Genomic DNA, 17,776 nt, shown 5'->3' on the forward strand with positions numbered 1-17,776 from the left:
GTCCTGTGTGCGGGTCTCGCAAGCCCGCATGACAGGAGGCCCAGGAGGTGGGCGGGTAGTCGGGATCGGTCGCAGGCCCCCGTCGCGCAGACGACCCCGCCTGCGGCGGTCGACTGAGCCTGCCTCTCCTGTCCGCCTAAAGAAGCCGTGCGCGAAGCGGCCGTCCGGCTCTTCCATCAAACCCATCGCCATCGAGCCGGGCCGCCACTCGCGCCACCCTCGATCAACCTCACGGCTCAGGGCTCCCAAGCCCTGGGCCTACGGGTGCTGGCTCTTGGACAGGTGACAGGTGCTGGTTCTTGGACAGGAGACGATCGTCCACCCGCAGACGTCATCACACCCTCCTACGTCATGGCCGGGCCTGACTCGGCCATCCCGATCGGACGAGCGCCGCACTTCTCCACATCGGGATCACCGGCACAAGCCCGGTGACGACGTCGGAGGTGTCATGAATCGTCGTGCGGAATGAAGCGGAATGAAGGGAAGGGAGCCTTCCCACGCGCGCAATGCTAGGATCCCTTCCTCTCGCCGAACTTGCCGGGGATGACATCCCGGACGGAGCGCCGCGCAGGCTCGGGGTCGCCAGCAGAACCAGACATCGGCCATCTGTCGGGATCATCGGCACAGGGCCGGTCATGACGCGACAGGTCGACTATCGGCCAGGCTCTGAGGCGCGATGCTTCGTGGCCTGTCGTCACAAATCTGCAGGAAAAGCGTCATGGGGACGAGATGCGAATCCGGTTGGCTCCTGTTCAGCAAGCCCGCCGGAGGAGCCCATGGCTCAGGATGTGAATGCTCTGCGCGTACGGACGTTGTTCCTGTCCGATCTCCATCTCGGAACGAAAGGGTGCCAAGCAGGGGCCCTGCTCGAATTCCTCAAGGCCTACGACGCCGATACGATCTATCTCGTCGGCGACATCGTCGACGGCTGGCGGCTGAAATCGGGCTGGTACTGGCCCCAAGCCCATAACGATGTGGTGCAGAAGCTCCTGCGCAAGGTCCGGAAGGGCGCCCGCCTCGTCTACCTTCCCGGCAATCACGACGAGTTCCTGCGCGACTATATCGGGGTCAATCTGGGTGGCATCGAACTTGCGGATTATGCGGTTCACGAAACCGCCGACGGCAAGCGCTACCTCGTGATCCATGGCGATCAGTTCGACCTGGTGGTGCGGCACGCCCGCTGGCTCGCGCTTCTCGGAGACGGCGCCTATTCGGCAGCTCTTCTCATCAACACCTACCTCAACATCGTGCGGCGAAAGCTCGGCCTGACCTACTGGTCGCTCTCGTCCTGGGCCAAGCTGAGGGTCAAGAACGCGGTGAACTACATCAGCAGGTTCGAGGAGCTTCTCGCCGCGGAGGCCCGGCGTCAGGAGGCCGACGGCGTGATCTGCGGCCACATCCACCACGCCATCATGCACGACCACTTCGGCGTGGCTTACGTGAACACCGGCGACTGGGTCGAGTCCTGCACGGCCGTGGTCGAGCACTATGACGGCTCCTTCGAACTGATCCGGTGGACGGACGTGGAACGGGATAAGGCCCGGGATCTGAGCCCCCCCGCCGTGAAGGTCAGCGAGAGGGCCGCCTGATGCGCCTCCTGATCGCCACCGATGCATGGCGCCCCCAGATCAACGGGGTGGTGCGTTCGCTGGAATACATGGCGGCCGAGGCACCACGCTTCGGCGCGGAGGTCGTGTTCCTCACGCCCGAGCGCTTCCACTCCTTTCCCATGCCGACCTATCCGGAAATCCGCCTCTCCCTGGTCCGGCCCGGGTCTCTCGCCGGAATCCTCGAGGAGATCCGGCCGACCCATGTCCATATTGCCACGGAAGGGCCCATCGGGCTCGCAGCGCGGCTGGCCTGCGCGCGCCAGGGGCGGGCCTTCACCACGAGCTACCACACGCGCTTTCCGGAATACGTGGCTGCGCGGACCAAAATCCCCGAGGCCTGGTCCTACGGGGCCCTCAAACGCTTCCACCAGGCGGCCCGCGCCATGATGGTCAGCACGCCCTCCCTGGAGCGGGAGCTGACGGGGCGCGGGTTCAGGAACATCATGCGCTGGACCCGGGGCGTCGACACGGCTCTGTTCCGGCCGCGGAACGAGCGGATCCTGGATTCCTCCGCGCCCATCTTCCTCTCCGTCGGGCGCGTCGCGATCGAGAAGAACCTGGACGCCTTCCTGAGCCTCGATCTGCCTGGCACCAAGGTCGTTGTCGGGGACGGCCCGGCTCGGGCCGAACTCGAGCGGAGATATCCGGACGCCCGCTTTCTCGGCGCTCTCACGGGTGAGGATCTGGCGCGGGTCTATGCCTCCTCGGACGTCTTCGTCTTCCCGAGCCTCACCGACACCTTCGGGATCGTGCTGATCGAGGCGCTGGCCTCCGGCCTTCCGGTTGCGGCCTTCCCGGTCACCGGACCGCTGGACGTGATCGGCGCCTCAGGCTGCGGCGTCCTCGAAGCCGACCTGCGGGCGGCCGCTCTTGCGGCGCTCGACATCCCGAAGGATCGATGCCGGGCCCATGGCGAGACCTTCACCTGGCACGAAAGCGCCCGGCAGTTCTTCTCCAATATCGAGAAAGCCCATTCCGGGAGATAGCCTGCCCTACATCAGGAAGGCGGAATGCGGGTGGAGATGCTGGGCCTTCTCACCCTCGAAAGGGCCGGCTTCCAATGAGACCTCGGTCCGGTCGATTTCCACCCGGCTGAGATCGATCATACCCTGAATTTCGTTCTCCAGGCTCTGAAGCGTCGACACCATGTGCCGGATGCGCTGCTCGGCCGCGTCCTGGAACTCCGCCTCCGAGAGGGTGTTCAAGGGATCGTCGGCTTCCAGGTTTGGGAAGGAGCGAACTTCCGCCTTGGTCTGCCGGATCGAAGCGATCATCTTCTCCAGGCAAGCTCTGAAGGGCTCGACCGTCCGGGCATCCAGGGGCACTTCCTTCAGGCGCCTCACGGCCTCGAGGACGGCCTGCGTGTCCGCATTGCGGTTGCGCCGGGCATATTCCTTCAGGAACCAGCGGCCGCGTGCGGTCTCCATGACGGCTGCTTCGATCGTGTCGAAATCCAGATCGCCGAACGTGACGTTGGTCTCTTCATCGGGCATGGTGGCGCAATCCATCTCTGCCGGGTTTGATTCCTGTCTCCAACAGATGTGTGCAAAGTGCCTGCAAGCTCAACCCCTACAAGGCCTTCAGGGGTAGTCTTGCACCGCGTTCTTGCTCCTCTAACCCCAATTCTCGATCTCAGAAGACCACATTCCCAATGCAGCCGCTCAAAGCTCTCGAACTTCGCCTGGGTGCGTTGCAGGCTGCAAGCTTCACCAGCCATGGGATGTATCTGCCGTTCTTCCCTCTCTGGCTGCAGAGCAAGGCGCTGTCGCCGACAGTGATCGGGTTCGTGGTCGCCATCCCCATCATCGTGCGCATCCTGGCGACCGCACCGCTCCTGAGCCTGGCGGACCGGTCGTTCGGGGCGAGGCGGCTGCTTCTGGCGAGCCATCTCGGCCAGCTGATCGGTTTTCCGCTCTTCCTGCTGGTCGACAGCAGCGCCATGATCATGACCCTGGTGGCTCTCGTCGCCGTCGCCCAGTCCTGCATCATCCCGGGCAACGACCTCGTCTCCACCAATGCGGTCCAGAGGCATCCCGGCCTGAACTACGGTCGGATCAGGGGCGCCGGCTCCGTGGCGTTCTTCATCACCAACATCGCGGGCGGCTATCTGGTCGGCGCCTTCGGGCCGGACATCGTGATCATCGCCCTGACCCTGATTCCCATCCTGGGACTCACGGCGACGCTGATCGCCGTCCCACACGAGGTCCCCGAGCCGTCGAGCCCAAGTGAGGCTCAGACGGAAGGAGCCTCCCCAAAGCTCTCCAGGATCCTGTGGCTGGTGCTGATTGCTGGAGCGGTGACTCAAGGGAGCCACGGCGCGCTGAACGCCTTCGCCAGCATCTATTGGCGCTCCATCGGCTTCTCCGACGAGGTCATCGGCTATTTCTGGGCGGCCGGCGTCGTCGCCGAGATCCTGGTCTTCATCTATCTCGGCCGCCATGTCGGACGGAGCTCCGGCGTCGGCCTGATCCTGCTCGGATCGGCTGCGGCGGCGATCCGCTTCACCATCATGTCCCTTCAGCCGGGGGCGGAGGTGATGTTCGTGCTGCAAACCATGCACAGCCTGTCCTTCGCCGCCACCCATATCGGCACGATGGCGGCCCTGGCGGCGCTCGCTCCCATGAAGGCGCGGGGACGGGCGCAAGGGATCTACGGTTCGCTGGCCGCCCTGACGACGGCGGCCTCTACGATCGTCAGCGGCGTGATCTACAGCGAAGCCGGTGCCGGCGTCTTCGCCGCCATGGCTCCCTTGGGAGCCATGGGCTTCGTGCTGATGCTGGTGGTGATCCGGCTGCAGAGGGGTCAACCCCAGAGGGCGGGTTCCGGCGGATAGACGATGCTGCCCTCGTAGCGCAGGCCCGGATCCCGGTCCTTGGCGAGGAGGAGCGGGCCGTCGAGATCGACGAAGCGGGCGCGGGGCGCGAGAACCAGGGCCGGCGCCATGGCGAGCGACGTGCCGACCATGCAGCCGATCATGAGCGAAAAGCCCTTCGCCTCCGCCGCATCGGCCAGGGCCAGGGCCTCCGTCAGGCCGCCCGTCTTGTCGAGCTTGATGTTGATGACCTCGTAGAGGCCGACGAGCCGGTCGAGGCTCGCCCGGTCATGCACGCTCTCGTCGGCGAGGAGCGGAACCGGGCGCGGGATCAGGCTCAGGTAACTGTCGGCCTTGGCGGGCAGGGGCTGTTCCACAAGGGCATAGCCCTCATCCGCGCAGGCGGCGAGGTGCTGTTCCAGGTTCTCCTCGGTCCAGCCCTCATTGGCGTCGGCGATCAGGGTCGCCTGGGGTGCTGCCCGGCGGACGGCCCGGATCCGCGCGATATCGCCATCGGGAGCGCCGAACTTGACCTTGAGAATCGGCCGTTCCGCAGCCTTGGCCGCCGCCTCGGCCATGCCTTCGGGCGTGTCGAGGCTGATCGTATAGGCCGTGGTCGCGGGCGGCCAGCGGGTCAGCCCTGCGGTCAGGTGGGCGCGGATGCCGGAGCGTTTGGCGTCCAGGTCCCAGAGGGCGCAGTCGACGGCGTTCCGGGCCGCTCCTGCAGGCATGAGGTCTTGAAGCGCCTCGCGCGACAGCCCCGCTTCGATCTGCGACCGGATGGCTTCGATAGCCGCCGCCACGCCTTCGACCGTCTCCCCGTAGCGGGGATAGGGCACGCATTCTCCATGCCCGACGGCCCCGTTCTCCGAGATCGTCGCCGTGACCACCACCGCCTCCGTGCGGGAGCCGCGGGCGATCGTGAACTTCCCGGCAATGGGGAAACGGTCGATGGAAACGGTGAGCTGGCGCATTCTCTTAGGTCTCTTCTTAACTTCGTCTCGACTTGTGGCGCAATGACACGCTATCACCAAGCGGAATCAACGCCGAAGGGATGATCGTGGCGCAGAGCACCTTGGCTCGAGAGCCGGAAGTCACAATCGACCGCGCCGGAAGGCAGACGACGGTCCGGCTGGCCGGTCCCTGGACGGCGCCGCATGCCGAGAGGGTCGAAACACTGGTCGATGGATTTGCGACGGAAGCCGACACCTTTCCCATGATCCTCGATCTGAGCGGCATCGAGCGTCTCGATACTCTCGGCGCCTGGACGCTCAACCGCACACGGCACGAGCTTTCCGCCAAGGGGCAGGTGGATTTCGCCAATGCGACGCCGGAGCAGAAGATCCTTCTGGACGAGGCGGCCTATCGCGACTTTCAAGGCGCACCAAAGCCGCGGCACTCCCGTGCAGTCGATTTTCTCGTCGATGTGGGGCAGAGCGTTGCCGGAGCCGGCAAGGATATGGTCGGCGGCGTGGGCTTTCTGGGCGAACTCATCTCCGCTCTGCTGCGCGTCATCGTCCATCCCCGCCGCTTCCGCATCACGGCCGTGGTCAACCAATTGGAGCAGATCGCCTATCGCGGCGTTCCGATCATCGTCCTGATCTCGTTTCTCGTCGGCTGCATCGTCTCGCAGCAGGGCATCTTCCAACTCGTGAAGTTCGGGGCCACGCCCTTCGTCATCGACCTCATCGGCATCCTGGTCCTGCGCGAACTCGGTGTGTTGCTGACCTCCATCATGGTCGCGGGCCGCTCGGGCTCGGCCTTCACCGCCGAGATCGGCTCCATGAAAATGCGGGAGGAGATCGATGCCCTGCGGGTCATGGGTCTCGATCCCATCGAGGTTCTCATCGTCCCGCGCATCATGGCGCTGGTGATCGGACTGCCGCTCCTGACCTTCATCGCCTCCATCGCGGCGCTCGTGGGCGGGGCTTTGACGACCTGGGTCTACGGCGATATCAGCCCGGACATCTTCCTGACGCGCCTCAGGGCCGCCGTCAGCCTGAACACCTTCATGGTCGGCATCATCAAGGCTCCCTTCATGGCGCTCGTCATCGGCATCATTGCGACCCTGGAAGGACTGGCCGTTGCCGGTTCCGCCGAGTCCCTGGGCCAGCACGTGACGTCTTCGGTGGTAAAGTCCATCTTCATGGTCATCGTGCTCGATGGCCTCTTCGCCATGTTCTTTGCAGCGATTAATTACTGACATGATGCTCGAACGGCGCCCCACCGTCTCTCCCAATGACCGCGACGTGATCATCAGCGTCCGCGACGTCGAGGTCGGCTTCGGAGACAGGACGATCCTGAAAGGCCTCGATCTCGACGTCTATCGCGGCGAGATCCTGGGCTTCGTCGGCGGCTCGGGCCAGGGCAAGTCGGTCCTGACGCGGGCCATCCTCGGGCTCGTGCCCAAGCGGGCGGGCACCATCGAGGTGCTGGGCCAGAACCTGGACGGCCTGTCTGCCGAGGAACGCCGCCAACTGGAGCGGCATTGGGGCGTGCTGTTCCAGCAAGGGGCGCTCTTCTCGGCCCTCACCGTGAAGCAGAACATCCAGGTTCCGATGCGGGAATACCTGCGCCTGTCGGACCGGCTGCTCGACGAATTGGCCATGCTGAAGATCGAAATGGTGGGCTTGAATCCGGATGCTGCCGACAAGCTGCCGTCGGAGCTCTCGGGCGGCATGATCAAGCGCGCGGCCCTGGCGCGGGCGCTGGCTCTCGACCCTGAGATCGTTTTCCTCGACGAGCCGACTTCGGGCCTCGATCCCATCGGCGCCGGCGAGTTCGACGACCTGATTGCGACGTTACAGCGGACTTTAGGCCTGACGGTATTCATGGTAACCCATGACCTGGACAGCCTTTATTCGGTCTGCGACCGCATAGCGGCTCTGGGCGAGGGAAAAATTCTCGCGGCGGGTCCCATCGAGGTGATGCTGGAATCGGATCACCCGTGGCTTCGCTCTTACTTTCACGGGAAACGAGCACGTGCGGTCATGGCCGGCGGCGCGTAAGGGTAACGATGGAAACGCGTGCAAACTACGCCTTGATCGGCCTCTTCACCCTGGCGGTGATCGCCGCTGCCTTCGGATTCGTCTACTGGTTCTCCGGCGGCGAGCGGGGACAGGCCCGCCAGAGCATCCGCATCGTGTTCTCAGGCTCGGTCTCGGGGCTCTCGCAAGGGTCGAGCGTATCCTTCAACGGCCTGCGTGTCGGCGATGTGACCGAGATCAGCCTGCTGCCCGAGGATCCACGTCGGGTCGTCGGCATCGTCCAGGTCGACGCCCGCACCCCGATCCGTTCCGATACCCGCGCCCGCCTGGAATACCAGGGCCTGACCGGCGTCGCGAATATCGGCCTCTCGGGCGGCGAGCCGAGCGCTCCGCCGCTCGTGGCTGGCCCGGGCCAGCCCATGCCGACGATTTTCGCCGACCGTTCCGACTTCCAGGACCTGATCGAGACGGCACGCAACATCGCCCGCCGGGCCGATGACGTGCTGGAGCGGGTCGGGCGGGTCGTGACCGACAATGAGGGTGCCATCAGCCGGACGATCCAGAACGTGGAGCGCTTCTCTCAGGCCTTGGGCGAGAACTCGGAAGGCATCGACCGCTTCCTGGCCCAGATCGGACAGGCCGCCGAGAAGGTCGGCCCTCTGGCTGAAAAGCTTGAGACGCTCGCAACCAACGTCGACACGGTGGTCCGCGCAGTCGATCCGCAGCGCGTGACCCGAATCATTGAAAACGTCGAGGGTTTCTCCCAGTCCCTCGGCGAGAGCCGACAGGCCATCACCGACACCCTGCGCAACGCGGACAGCCTCGTCGCCCGTCTCAACGAGACCGCTCCCAAGCTCGACAGCGCCGTGGGAGACATTTCGAACATCGCGAAGGCCATCGATCCGGCGAAGGTCGGGCGCACCGTCGACAAGGTCGAGGAGGTGGCAAACTCGGTCGATGGCCAGCGTGTCGCCCGGATCGTCGAGAATACGGACAATTTCACGAGAGCGCTCGGGGAGAACCGCGAGGCGATCAACAATGCCCTTCGGGACGCCGCCAGTCTCATCGCTCGCCTCAACGAGACCGCACCCAAGCTGGACAACGCAGTCGGTGAGATCGCCGAACTCGCCCGTGCCATCGATCCTGCCAAGGTCGGCCGCACGGTCGAAAATATCGATACCTTTACCCAAACCCTGAGCCAGCGAAGCCCGGATGTGGACAAGGCTATCCAGGAGGCACGCTCCATCACGGAGAAGCTGAACAAGTCGGCCGACCGAATCGACGGCGTTCTGGCGGGCGCCGAGAAGTTCCTGGGCTCGGCCTCCGGTGAATCCGGCAAGGGAGCCTTCGACGAAATCCGGGCCGCCGCCGTTTCCGTCCGGGAGCTTGCCAACGACCTCAACTCGAGGACCGAGGGCATCCAGGGCATTCTCGGCGGGGTCAACCGGTTCACAGAATCGGGCCTGCGGGAATACGAGGCCCTGGCCGTGGAAGGTCGCAGGACGCTGGGCGACATCAGCCGCGCGGTTCGGAGCATCGAACGTAATCCACAGCAGTTTCTTTTCGGTGGTCGTTCAAACCTCCCCGAGTATAGTGGACGCCGCTAAGTAAACAGTATGCGTGGATCCCCCGTGTTTACCCCCTCGACTGATCGAGCCTGCCTGCTCCGGCACCTTGCCCCGGTGCTGGTTCTGGCTGCCCTGACCGGCGCCTGCTCGTCGGGACCGGCGCCGGCAACCTTTGATCTCTCGGCACCCACGTCCCGCATTCGGGGAGCAGCAGGCGTTCAGGTCCTGGTCAACGAGCCTGCGGCCCTGCAGGCGCTCTCGACGCAGCAGATCCTAGTGAAGGATGCCAGCGGGTCCGTGTCGTTCATCGGAGGAGGGCAGTGGGCCGACAACCTGCCGCGCCTGATCCAGACCCGCCTGATCAACACGTTCGAGAATGCCTCGCAGCTCCGGGGCGTCTCGAGGCCGAGCAGCGGTGCCGTGGCCGACGTCCAGCTCATCTCCGAGCTGCGCCGGTTCGAGATTGCGACGCCCGACAATCAGGCGGTTGCCGAGATCTCCGTGAAGATCGTCAGTGATCAGAACGGCCGCATCGTGAATGGCCGCATCTTCCGCGCCAGCGTTCCGGCCAGTGCCGTGGACGCACCGAATGCCGCCCGCGCCCTCGATGAGGCCCTGTCCGTCGTCATGCTCGAAATCGTGCGCTGGGTGAGCGGAAGCCCGCTGCCGCGGCGGGAAGACCCGAGCACCGCAATGGGCGAGTCGCAGCCGCCGGCTTGAGGGCCCGTCATTTCAGTTCATAGAACGCGACAGAACCGCAATGCCCGGATTTGTACCGGGCTTTTTTGTACCCGCTCCATGTTTGGCATTGTCATCCCAGGGCAGCTCGGAAGATCCGAGCCTGGAATCCATGACCGCTCCTGCGTGACAGAATTAGGCGCAACGGGCGGAGCGCCCTCTTTGGGCACATCATATTGACGGCTGCCAGGCTCTCGCTGACGCTCGCTCCGGAACGACAGATGAGCCCCAAAACGAAAACGCGGCCTAGAGGCCGCGTTTTCTACATTCAGCTCGGGGCGTTATCCGGTTCAATCGAATCGGCCGCTCGCGTGAGCCAGCATGGTGTAGACCTTGCCGGTCTCGGACGTGAGGTAGGTCTTCGTCAGCATGGAGTCGCGATCGTCGCGCGAGACCTCCGAGAGCAGGCGCTCGAACTCCTCCACATAGCGGTCCACCGTCTGCCGGAACTCCCCGTCGCGGCGGTACTTGCGGCTGATCTCGTCGAAGGTCTGCTGACCCTGCAGCGTATAGAGGCGACGGGTGAATACGTTGCTCTCGCCGCGGCGGTAGCGGTCCCACAGCTCGACAGCCGCCTCGTGATCGATCATGCGCGCAATGTCGACCGAGATCGAATCCAGGGATTCGAGGCTGTTCGTGCGGGTGCGATCGGCGCGGGCCGGCGTGCGGGCGGGCTCCTCGACGTCGTCGCGGGAGGCCCGGTTGAGGAGATCCGACAGCCAGCCGCCACGGGCGCCTGCATCGCGGGCTGGGGTCTCTTCCCGGCGCGAAGCCGGTCGCTCAGCCGTGGGCGGAGCCTGACGAGCCGGCGCGGGAGCCGGTGCCGGTGTGGGAGCAGGGGCCGGCTTGGGCTCCACCTGGCGGGCGACCGTCGGAGCCGGGGCAGGCGCGGGAGCCGGAGTCTGCGCGATCCTCTGCTCGACCGCAGCCGCGACGGCCGCCATGGTGGCGGCAACCGGCGTTTCGTTGACCGCAGCCTTGCGCGGCTGGGCGGCCGGAGCGGCATCGACCAGACGGTTGGAGCGGGATACCAGAGCGGACAACTCGTTGAGAGCCTTGATCTGGTCGGCGACGACGCGGCGCATATTGGCGCTCGCCTCCTGGGTCTCCTGCGGCAGTTCCACGACGCCGCGGCGGAGTTCCGCCCGGGTCGACTCCAGCTCGCGCTGGATCTGGCCGGTCATGCCGCGCAGTTCGCCCATGGTGTCGCGGAACTTCGCGGTGGCGTTGCTCAGCGCTTCCGTCATCTCCGCGGCCGCCTGCTCATAGCTGGTGCGCAGGGCGGCTGCCGTACGCACGCTTTCCTCGCCGGTGGTCGCGCGGATGCGCTCGAACTGCTCGCCGATGGCGTTCGTGGTGGTCTCCGCGGCCGCGGCGAGGACCGAGCCGAGCTGGCGCGCCTTGGCGTCGGCGCTTTCGAGCGAGCCTTCGAGCAGGGTCGTGAAGGAACGCGTGACGGATTCCAGATCCTGCGAACGATCGTTGATGCGGCTGAGAAGCTCGTCCAAGGCCTGCTGGCGGCCGGACAGGGCCTCGCTCATGCGAGCCTCGACACGCTCCAGAGCGGTTGTTGCCTCGGTGAGGGTGCGCATCTGTTCGCCGGTGGTGTCGGTGAGCGCGCGACCGCGCTCTTCGAGGCTCTGGGCCAGCTCCAGTGCCTGCTGGATCGCTCCTGAGGACACGCTGCGCAGCGCTTCGACCTGATCGGCCACCTGATCGGAGGCGCGGCCGGTCTGGCTGGCGATTTCCGAGAGGAGCGATTCGATGTGCTGGACCCGGCCGGCCAGTCCGTCCTCGACGGCCCCGAGATTGCTGCTGGCGGTAGCCGCGACCTGCTGAAGCAGACGATTTCCGTCCTGCAGGCGGCCGAGGACCTCGGTGAGTTCGCCCCGCAGGCGCTCATTGGCGCCCGTGAGGGTTTCAACGGTCTGCTGCGTGCCTTCGTCGATGGCGCTGCGCATGGCCTCCGTCGACTGCATGTAGGAAGCGGTCAGCTCCATCGTGCGCTCCTGGAGAGAGGAGAGCAGGGTGCCGCTGCGCTCTTCGAGGTCGCGCAGCGTCGTGTCGCTGATGGCAGCGACTTCGCGGCCGATGATGTCGCCACGGTTGCCGAGGCTCTCGACGAGGGACGCGCCTTGCGTGTCGAAGATCGAGCGGATTTCGCCGATGCGGCTGGTGAGCGACCCGAGAACGGCCTGGCCGCGCTCGTCGATGGTTTCGGCAACGCCGCTGAGACGGTTGACGACCCGGTCTTCGAGCATCGTCACGCTCTGGTTGAGAGCATTGGCAATCTCTTCCGCGCGGCTTCCCAGGGTCTGGTTGATCTCGAAAGCGCGGGTGCCCAGGGTTTCCGTGATCTCGTCGGCGCGACTGCCGAGGACCTCGTTGATCGAGGCAATGCGGCTGTCCAGCGACTCGCCGATCTGCTCGGCCCTGGAGGTCAGGGTGTCGGCAATCGCATTGGTCTTGGCGGTAATCGCCTGGTTGATCTCGTCGACGCGAGCCTGAAGTCCGGTCGCCACGTCGCGTCCGCCTTCGGCCATGACGCGGGCCATCTCGCCGGTGCGGATGACGAGAGCCTCGTTGAGGGCAGTGGACCGGGCACCGAGAACGCTGTCGACACGCTCGACGATGGTGTCGAAGTTGACCGCGATTTCCGAGGTGCGGCGCGAGGCGTGCTCCTCGAGAGCGGCGAGCTGGGTCTCGATGGCGGTGGTCGCCTCGCGGGCCCGCTCAGCGAAGGTCTCGGCCACGGTGCGTCCCTGCACGGTGATGAGACGGTCCATCTCCTCGAAGCGGCCGCTGATCGTCTCGGTCAGGCTGCCCACGTCACGGGACATGCGCTCGGCCATCTCGCCGCCGCGGGCCATGACGCCCTCGAATGCCGTGAGGCGCGAGCCGAGAGTCTCTTCCATCTCGCGGGTGCGGGTATCGACCGTCGTGGAAAGGGTCTCGGCGGTCCGGTTGAGCACTTCGTTGACGCGCGATCCCTGGGCCGCGATGGCGAGAACGATGTCCTTGGCTGTGGTCGCGAGACGGGTCTGCGCTTCGTCGGAATGGAGGGAGAGTGTCTGCGAGAATTCCTGGCCGCGCGTTTCGAAGGCTGTGCGGAAGTCCTCCACCTGAGTGCCGATGAGCAGCGAGACGCGCTCGCCGGCCTGGGCGAGGCTGGTCTCCAGCGCCTGGCCCTGGACGGTGACGGATTCGCTGACGCGCTGGCTGGCCGTTTCCAGGCGGGTCGCTAGATCCTCGACACGGTTGCCGATGGATTCGTCAGCGAGGCGCACGGCGCTCTCGAGCTGTCCGCGCACTTCGACGCCGCGCTCGTCGATCTCGCGGGCGACGTCGGCCGCCGTCGCTGCCAGGCGCTCGCGGAATTCGTTGCCGCGCAGGACGATTTCGTCGACGACGCCGGTCCCGGTGGTGGCGAGCTGTTCGCGCACCTGCAGGCCGCGGCTCACGATCTCTTCGCTCACGGTGGAGCCTGCAGCCGCAATCTGATCGCGCATCTCCGCGGTGCGGGCCGAGATGTCGTCCGCAATCACGCCGCCGGTGGCCGCCAGCTTCTCGGTGATTTCGCTGCCGCGCTGCGCGAAGCTGTCTTCCAGGGTGCGGGCCGTCTGCTCGAAGGCCTCGCGGACATCGTTGCCCTGCTGGGCGAGGGCATCAATCACGCCGCGGCCGGTTTCCGCAAGCGTGCGGGTGACCTGGCTTGCGCCCTCCTGCAGGTGGCGGGTCAGGAGGTCGCCGGTGCGCTCGAAGGCGCCGGTGATGTCCTGCGCCTTGCTCTCGAGCGCGCCCGTGATGACGGTGGCCACCTCCGCAATGCCGTTCTTTATCTCTTCGCTGGAGCCCGAGAGACGTTCCACCAGCTCGACGCCGCGGCCTGCCATTTCCTCGACGACGCGCTCGCCGGCGCGGCCGAGGGCCTGGGTGATGTGATCGCCCTGCTGCTCAAGGGATGCGGTGACCTTGTCGCCTGCGCCGCTGACCGCGCTGACGACGCGCTCACTGGCACCGTCGAGATCCTGGATCAGGGTCTGGTGCACGCCGGTGATGGAGCCGCGCACGCGCTCAGCGTTCGACACGATGGCCTCGCGCTGCGCCACCAGTTCGTCGATGAGCGAGCGGATGCGGATCTCGTTGTCGGAATAGGCGCGCTCCAATGTGGAGATCTCGCTGCGCACCAGGGTCTCGAGCTCGCCGGCACGGGCCAGCGCCCGCTCGACGCCATCGCCGACAGCTGCCACTTCCCGACGCACGGCCTGCGAGACGGAGAGGACGGCATCGGTGGAGAAGTTTTCGGGCTGAGCCAGACGCATGGCGACTTCGCCGACCGCGCGCGCCACCATCTTCATCTCCTGCGAGCGGACCGTGAGCATCGCGGCGATGAAGAACAGGAAAACGGGTGCCACAAGCCCGACGGCGCCGAGTGCCAGCTGCGAGGTCGAGAAGGTGGCGAGCAATTGCTCGGGGGTCGTGATGCCCTGGGCATAGACCAGGGCGCCGACACCGCCGAGCCAGAGCAGGGAGGCGAGGGTCGCGATCACGTAGGGACGGGGGGAGGAGCGAACCTGAAGGGCCTGCAGCATCACGCCCACGTTCTGGCGGTCATCGTTGGCGACGGCGTTCCGGTCGGGGGCGATGAAGCCGGAGCGGGTCATGTCGTCGAGCCTGGGGTCGTGGTCGTCTGCCTGGGCGGACAGGGAATCGGAGCCGAGGCCGAAAGGACCCTTGGTGAAGTCGTGATCGTCGATATCCGGCAGCTTGGGCTCTTCGTAAGGCTTGCTGCCCGAGCGCTCCGGGGTGTGGATCACGAATGTTTCGTCAAGGTTGAGTGCCTGCTCGACAGCCGACAAGGCTGCCTCGGCCGGGTCCTTCATCTTCTTGTTCTCGGTCGCCATGATCCGCCCTCGTGACGCAACTGATGATGGTTGAAGCCGCCTCATTGTCTGAAAAACGAGGTGAATGCATGGCTTCAACCGGTACGGGGCCCCGTTCAAGGGTTTCCGCACGGTAATCTGTTATTTACCAAGCAAGTCTAGCGGCCGATCTGAAACAAGGAAACCCGATGTCCCCTGTCATTTATGAACGTCGTTAACGGCTTAGTAACCTGCTCTACCGGGAAAAATTGCGGCGAAAAGACGGCAGGTTTTGTATGCGTCTCTCGTCTTCCGGCGCAGTCTGTCATAAGTATGCGCCGACAAGCAGAGGTCCGCAATGATCAATATTACGTTCATCGATGCCGAAGGCACGGCTCGCACCGTCGAGGCGGAGGAGGGCGCGACGGTCATGGAAACTGCCATCCGTAACGGCATCCCGGGTATCGAGGCGGAATGCGGTGGCGCCTGTTCCTGCGCGACCTGTCACGTCTACGTCGCGGAAGAATGGGAAGCCACGACGGGCCAGCCTCAGCCCATGGAGGAGGACATGCTCGACTTCGCCTATGACGTGCGCCCGAATTCGCGGCTCTCGTGCCAGATCCGCGTCAGGCCTGAACTCGACGGACTCGTCGTTCATACCCCCATCCGTCAAGGTTAAGGCTTGCCCGACCGCGGGGAGGAAGCTTTCGTCGTCATGCCGCATTTTTCATGGTGATCCGGATCCGCTTCGCCGAAAAATGCCCTGTCTGGAGATACGCTCATGTTCAAGACGATCTTGGTGCCCGTCGATCTCGGTGAGGTGGAGACGGCGCAACCCGCCATCGACAAGGCGGTGGAACTCGCCAAAACCTCGGGAGGCTCTCTGCGCCTGATCTATGTGCGCGCCGTCGTGCCGGTCACCTACATGGAGTTCATGCCGCCGACCTTCGACGAGGAGCAGCAGGGCGAGGCGGACAGGAGGCTGGCCGAGCTGGCCGCCAAGGTGCAACTTCCCGCCGAGCGTGTCTCCGCAGTGGTCCGGCTCGGTTCGGTCTACAACGAGGTGCTGGACGAGGCCGAAAAAACCGGCGCCGATCTCGTCGTCATCGGTTCCCACCGGCCGACCATGGCAACCTATCTGCTCGGCTCCAACGCCTCCACCATCGTGCGCCACGCCAAGTGCTCGGTGCTGGTGGTGCGGGCTTGAGCTTCACTCCTTTCCCGTCATGACCGGGCTCGTCCCGGTCATGTCGATACCGAGAAGCGCCGCGCCTCGTTCAATCGGGGCCACCGGCACGAAGGCGGTGATGACGAGGATCACCGGAATGCCAATCCTCAACTCGCCTTCGGCAGAAGCTCCGCCGGCAATTCCCCGGCCCGGAAGGGGCGGGGCTTGTTGAGCCTGATCATCGGTTCGATCTGCCATGCGCCCACGACGGCGAGAAGCGCTCCCAGCAGGGCGACGCCCGTCGCTCCCGTCTGGAGGGCCTGCCAGATCAGGTAGGCCATGGCCAGCAGCGACGCGACGGCGAGTGCCGAGGTCGGCAGCCAGAGCCCCAGGGGCTTCCCGGCCACGAACCTCGCCTGCGGATTGGCGCGGGCGATGGCCTCGCAGAGGGCATGGGTGAAGGCGCGGTATTCCTGAGTCAGCTCCTGGGCCTCTACCAGGCTTTTCCAGTTGAGCGAGTTGAAGGTGAAGGACTTGCCGTCCTTCAGGATCACCTTCGTGCGGAAGGCCCTCTGCGCCAGCCGGCCCGGCTCGTAGGTCATGCGCACGGTGCTGACGGCGCCGAGCTGGACCTCGTGCACCTTGCGGCCGGAATCCACGGTGAGCCTCTCGCCCTTGAGGATGAAGGAAATCGGTCCGCTGAAGGGTTTCGGGCTGTGGCTGTAGGTCTGGGTCATGCGGCTTCTTATCTGCGCATCGTCGGTTCGGCAAACGGTCCCATATTGTCGGGCGACATCTACCGGACCAATTCGCGCATCGCGTGGTCGATGCCTTCGAGATTGAGCGGGTACATCCGTTCCCCGAAGAGCTGCCGGATCAGCCCGATGGAATGGGTATAGCCCCAGTGCGGCTGCGGCACCGGGTTCAGCCACACGGCTTTCGGGAAGTGGTCGAGGATGCGGCGGAGCCAGGCCTGGCCCGGTTCCTCGTTCCAGTGCTCCACCGAACCGCCCGGCGTGGTGATCTCGTAGGGGCTCATGGAGGCATCGCCCACGAACACGACCCGGTAGTCGGACGGGTAGGTGCGGATCACGTCGAGGGTCGGGATTACCTCGTCGAAGCGGCGGCGGTTCTGCTTCCACAGGTTCTCGTAGACGCAATTGTGGAAGTAGAAGTGCTCGAAATGCTTGAACTCGAGACGGGCGGCCGAGAACAGCTCCTCGGCGATCTCGATGTGCCAGTCCATGGAGCCGCCGACGTCGAGGAAGAGCAGCACCTTCACCGCATTGCGGCGCTCGGGCCGCAGGTGCACGTCAAGATAGCCCTTGTGGGCGGTCTCCTGGATCGTTTCGTCGAGATCGAGCTCTTCCGCCGAGCCGGTGCGGGCGAAACGGCGCAGGCGGCGCAGGGCTATGCGCATGTTGCGCACGCCGAGTTCGACGCTGTCGTCGAAATCCTTGAACTCGCGCTTGTCCCACACCTTCACGGCGCGGAAGTTGCGGTTCTTGTCCTGACCGATGCGGATGCCTTCCGGATTGTAGCCGTAGGCCCCGTAGGGCGAGGTGCCGGCGGTGCCGATCCACTTGTTGCCGCCCTGATGGCGGCCCTTCTGCTCCCGGAGGCGCTCCTTCAGGTTCTCCCAGAGCTTCTCCCAGCCCATGGCCTCGATCTGCTTCTTCTCCTCGTCGGTGAGATAGCGCTCGGCGAGCTTGCGCAGCCACTCCTCCGGGATGTCGGTCTCGCCGGCCGCATGGCCCATGCTCTCGATGCCCTTGAACACATGGGCGAAGACCTGGTCGAACCGATCGAAATGCCGCTCGTCCTTCACCAGGCAGGTGCGGGAGAGATAGTAGAATTCCTCGACGCTCTTGTCGGCCAGATCCTGATCGAGCGCCTGCAGCAGGGACAGGTACTCCCGGAAAGAGACCGGCACCTTGGCCGCGCGCAGTTCTGTGAAGAAAGTAAGGAACATCGGGCCAGTGTCCGGCAAGTGACCGGAAGGTCAATAGGGCAGCGCCGGGTTCAGGCCCC

At 65.3% G+C, this 17,776-nt stretch carries 15 protein-coding genes; 9 read left to right on the top strand and 6 right to left on the bottom strand.

Annotation, left to right across the window (positions count from 1 at the left end; genetic code table 11):
• The first annotated feature begins 776 nt into the window (after positions 1-776).
• On the top strand, positions 777-1,589 hold the full coding sequence (locus KHP60_RS21220) for a UDP-2,3-diacylglucosamine diphosphatase (RefSeq protein WP_213566290.1): 813 nt from the start codon (positions 777-779) through the stop codon (positions 1,587-1,589).
• Positions 1,589-2,596: a glycosyltransferase family 1 protein gene (locus tag KHP60_RS21225; protein ID WP_283770739.1), complete on the top strand. Its 1,008-nt coding sequence runs from the start codon at positions 1,589-1,591 to the stop codon at positions 2,594-2,596. The genes KHP60_RS21220 and KHP60_RS21225 overlap by 1 nt, the downstream gene beginning before the upstream one ends.
• Positions 2,597-2,602: 6 nt before the next feature.
• On the opposite strand, the gene KHP60_RS21230 is transcribed toward KHP60_RS21225, so the two are convergent.
• Positions 2,603-3,103: a hypothetical protein gene (locus KHP60_RS21230; protein ID WP_213566291.1), complete on the bottom strand. Its 501-nt coding sequence runs from the start codon at positions 3,101-3,103 to the stop codon at positions 2,603-2,605.
• Positions 3,104-3,261: 158 nt separating this feature from the next.
• Here KHP60_RS21230 and KHP60_RS21235 point away from each other — a divergent pair, with 158 nt between their 5' ends.
• Positions 3,262-4,443 (top strand): MFS transporter, encoded by a 1,182-nt coding sequence (locus KHP60_RS21235; RefSeq protein WP_213566292.1) that lies wholly within the window; start codon positions 3,262-3,264, stop codon positions 4,441-4,443.
• On the opposite strand, the gene dgcA is transcribed toward KHP60_RS21235, so the two are convergent.
• Entirely contained in the window at positions 4,413-5,396 is a 984-nt protein-coding gene (dgcA, locus tag KHP60_RS21240) for an N-acetyl-D-Glu racemase DgcA (RefSeq protein ID WP_213566293.1), read from the bottom strand. The two genes, KHP60_RS21235 and dgcA, sit on opposite strands and share 31 nt — an antisense overlap.
• A gap of 80 nt (positions 5,397-5,476) precedes the next feature.
• Between dgcA and KHP60_RS21245 the strand changes: the two genes are divergently transcribed.
• Genes KHP60_RS21245 through KHP60_RS21260 form a run of 4 tightly spaced genes read left to right on the top strand, consistent with a single transcriptional unit; the run spans position 5,477 to position 9,697 of the window.
• Positions 5,477-6,625: an ABC transporter permease gene (locus KHP60_RS21245; RefSeq protein ID WP_213566294.1), complete on the top strand. Its 1,149-nt coding sequence runs from the start codon at positions 5,477-5,479 to the stop codon at positions 6,623-6,625.
• A gap of 4 nt (positions 6,626-6,629) precedes the next feature.
• Positions 6,630-7,430: an ABC transporter ATP-binding protein gene (locus KHP60_RS21250; RefSeq protein WP_409366308.1), complete on the top strand. Its 801-nt coding sequence runs from the start codon at positions 6,630-6,632 to the stop codon at positions 7,428-7,430.
• Positions 7,431-7,438: 8 nt separating this feature from the next.
• Entirely contained in the window at positions 7,439-9,016 is a 1,578-nt protein-coding gene (locus tag KHP60_RS21255; protein ID WP_213566296.1) for an MlaD family protein, read from the top strand.
• Between the two features lie 24 nt (positions 9,017-9,040).
• Positions 9,041-9,697, top strand: a complete 657-nt coding sequence (locus KHP60_RS21260) for an ABC-type transport auxiliary lipoprotein family protein (protein WP_311925220.1) — start codon at positions 9,041-9,043, stop codon at positions 9,695-9,697.
• 308 nt (positions 9,698-10,005) lie between these two features.
• Here the strand turns inward: KHP60_RS21260 and KHP60_RS21265 are convergent, their stop codons facing one another.
• Complete coding sequence (locus tag KHP60_RS21265; RefSeq protein ID WP_213566298.1) at positions 10,006-14,619, bottom strand: hypothetical protein; 4,614 nt, start codon at positions 14,617-14,619, stop codon at positions 10,006-10,008.
• 316 nt (positions 14,620-14,935) lie between these two features.
• On the opposite strand from KHP60_RS21265, the gene KHP60_RS21270 reads away from it, so the two are divergent.
• Together KHP60_RS21270 and KHP60_RS21275 are read left to right on the top strand one after the other, a co-directional pair.
• On the top strand, positions 14,936-15,256 hold the full coding sequence (locus KHP60_RS21270; protein ID WP_213566299.1) for a 2Fe-2S iron-sulfur cluster-binding protein: 321 nt from the start codon (positions 14,936-14,938) through the stop codon (positions 15,254-15,256).
• Positions 15,257-15,358: 102 nt separating this feature from the next.
• Complete coding sequence (locus KHP60_RS21275; RefSeq protein ID WP_213566300.1) at positions 15,359-15,784, top strand: universal stress protein; 426 nt, start codon at positions 15,359-15,361, stop codon at positions 15,782-15,784.
• 3 nt (positions 15,785-15,787) lie between these two features.
• Here KHP60_RS21275 and KHP60_RS25565 read toward each other — a convergent pair whose 3' ends face one another.
• Genes KHP60_RS25565 through KHP60_RS21285 form a run of 3 tightly spaced genes read right to left on the bottom strand, consistent with a single transcriptional unit; the run spans position 15,788 to position 17,717 of the window.
• Positions 15,788-15,916, bottom strand: coding sequence for a hypothetical protein (locus KHP60_RS25565; protein WP_283770740.1), 129 nt, complete (start codon positions 15,914-15,916; stop codon positions 15,788-15,790).
• A complete protein-coding gene (locus tag KHP60_RS21280) occupies positions 15,913-16,482 on the bottom strand; it encodes a hypothetical protein (protein WP_213566301.1) in 570 nt (189 codons plus the stop codon). The genes KHP60_RS25565 and KHP60_RS21280 overlap by 4 nt, the downstream gene beginning before the upstream one ends.
• 59 nt (positions 16,483-16,541) lie before the next feature.
• The gene (locus KHP60_RS21285; protein WP_213566302.1) at positions 16,542-17,717 is read right to left on the bottom strand and encodes a VWA domain-containing protein; all 1,176 of its coding nucleotides are present in this window, start codon (positions 17,715-17,717) and stop codon (positions 16,542-16,544) included.
• Positions 17,718-17,776: the final 59 nt, after the last annotated feature.

The organism is Microvirga sp. 3-52, assembly GCF_018383585.1.
In the GTDB taxonomy this organism is placed as follows: domain Bacteria; phylum Pseudomonadota; class Alphaproteobacteria; order Rhizobiales; family Beijerinckiaceae; genus Microvirga.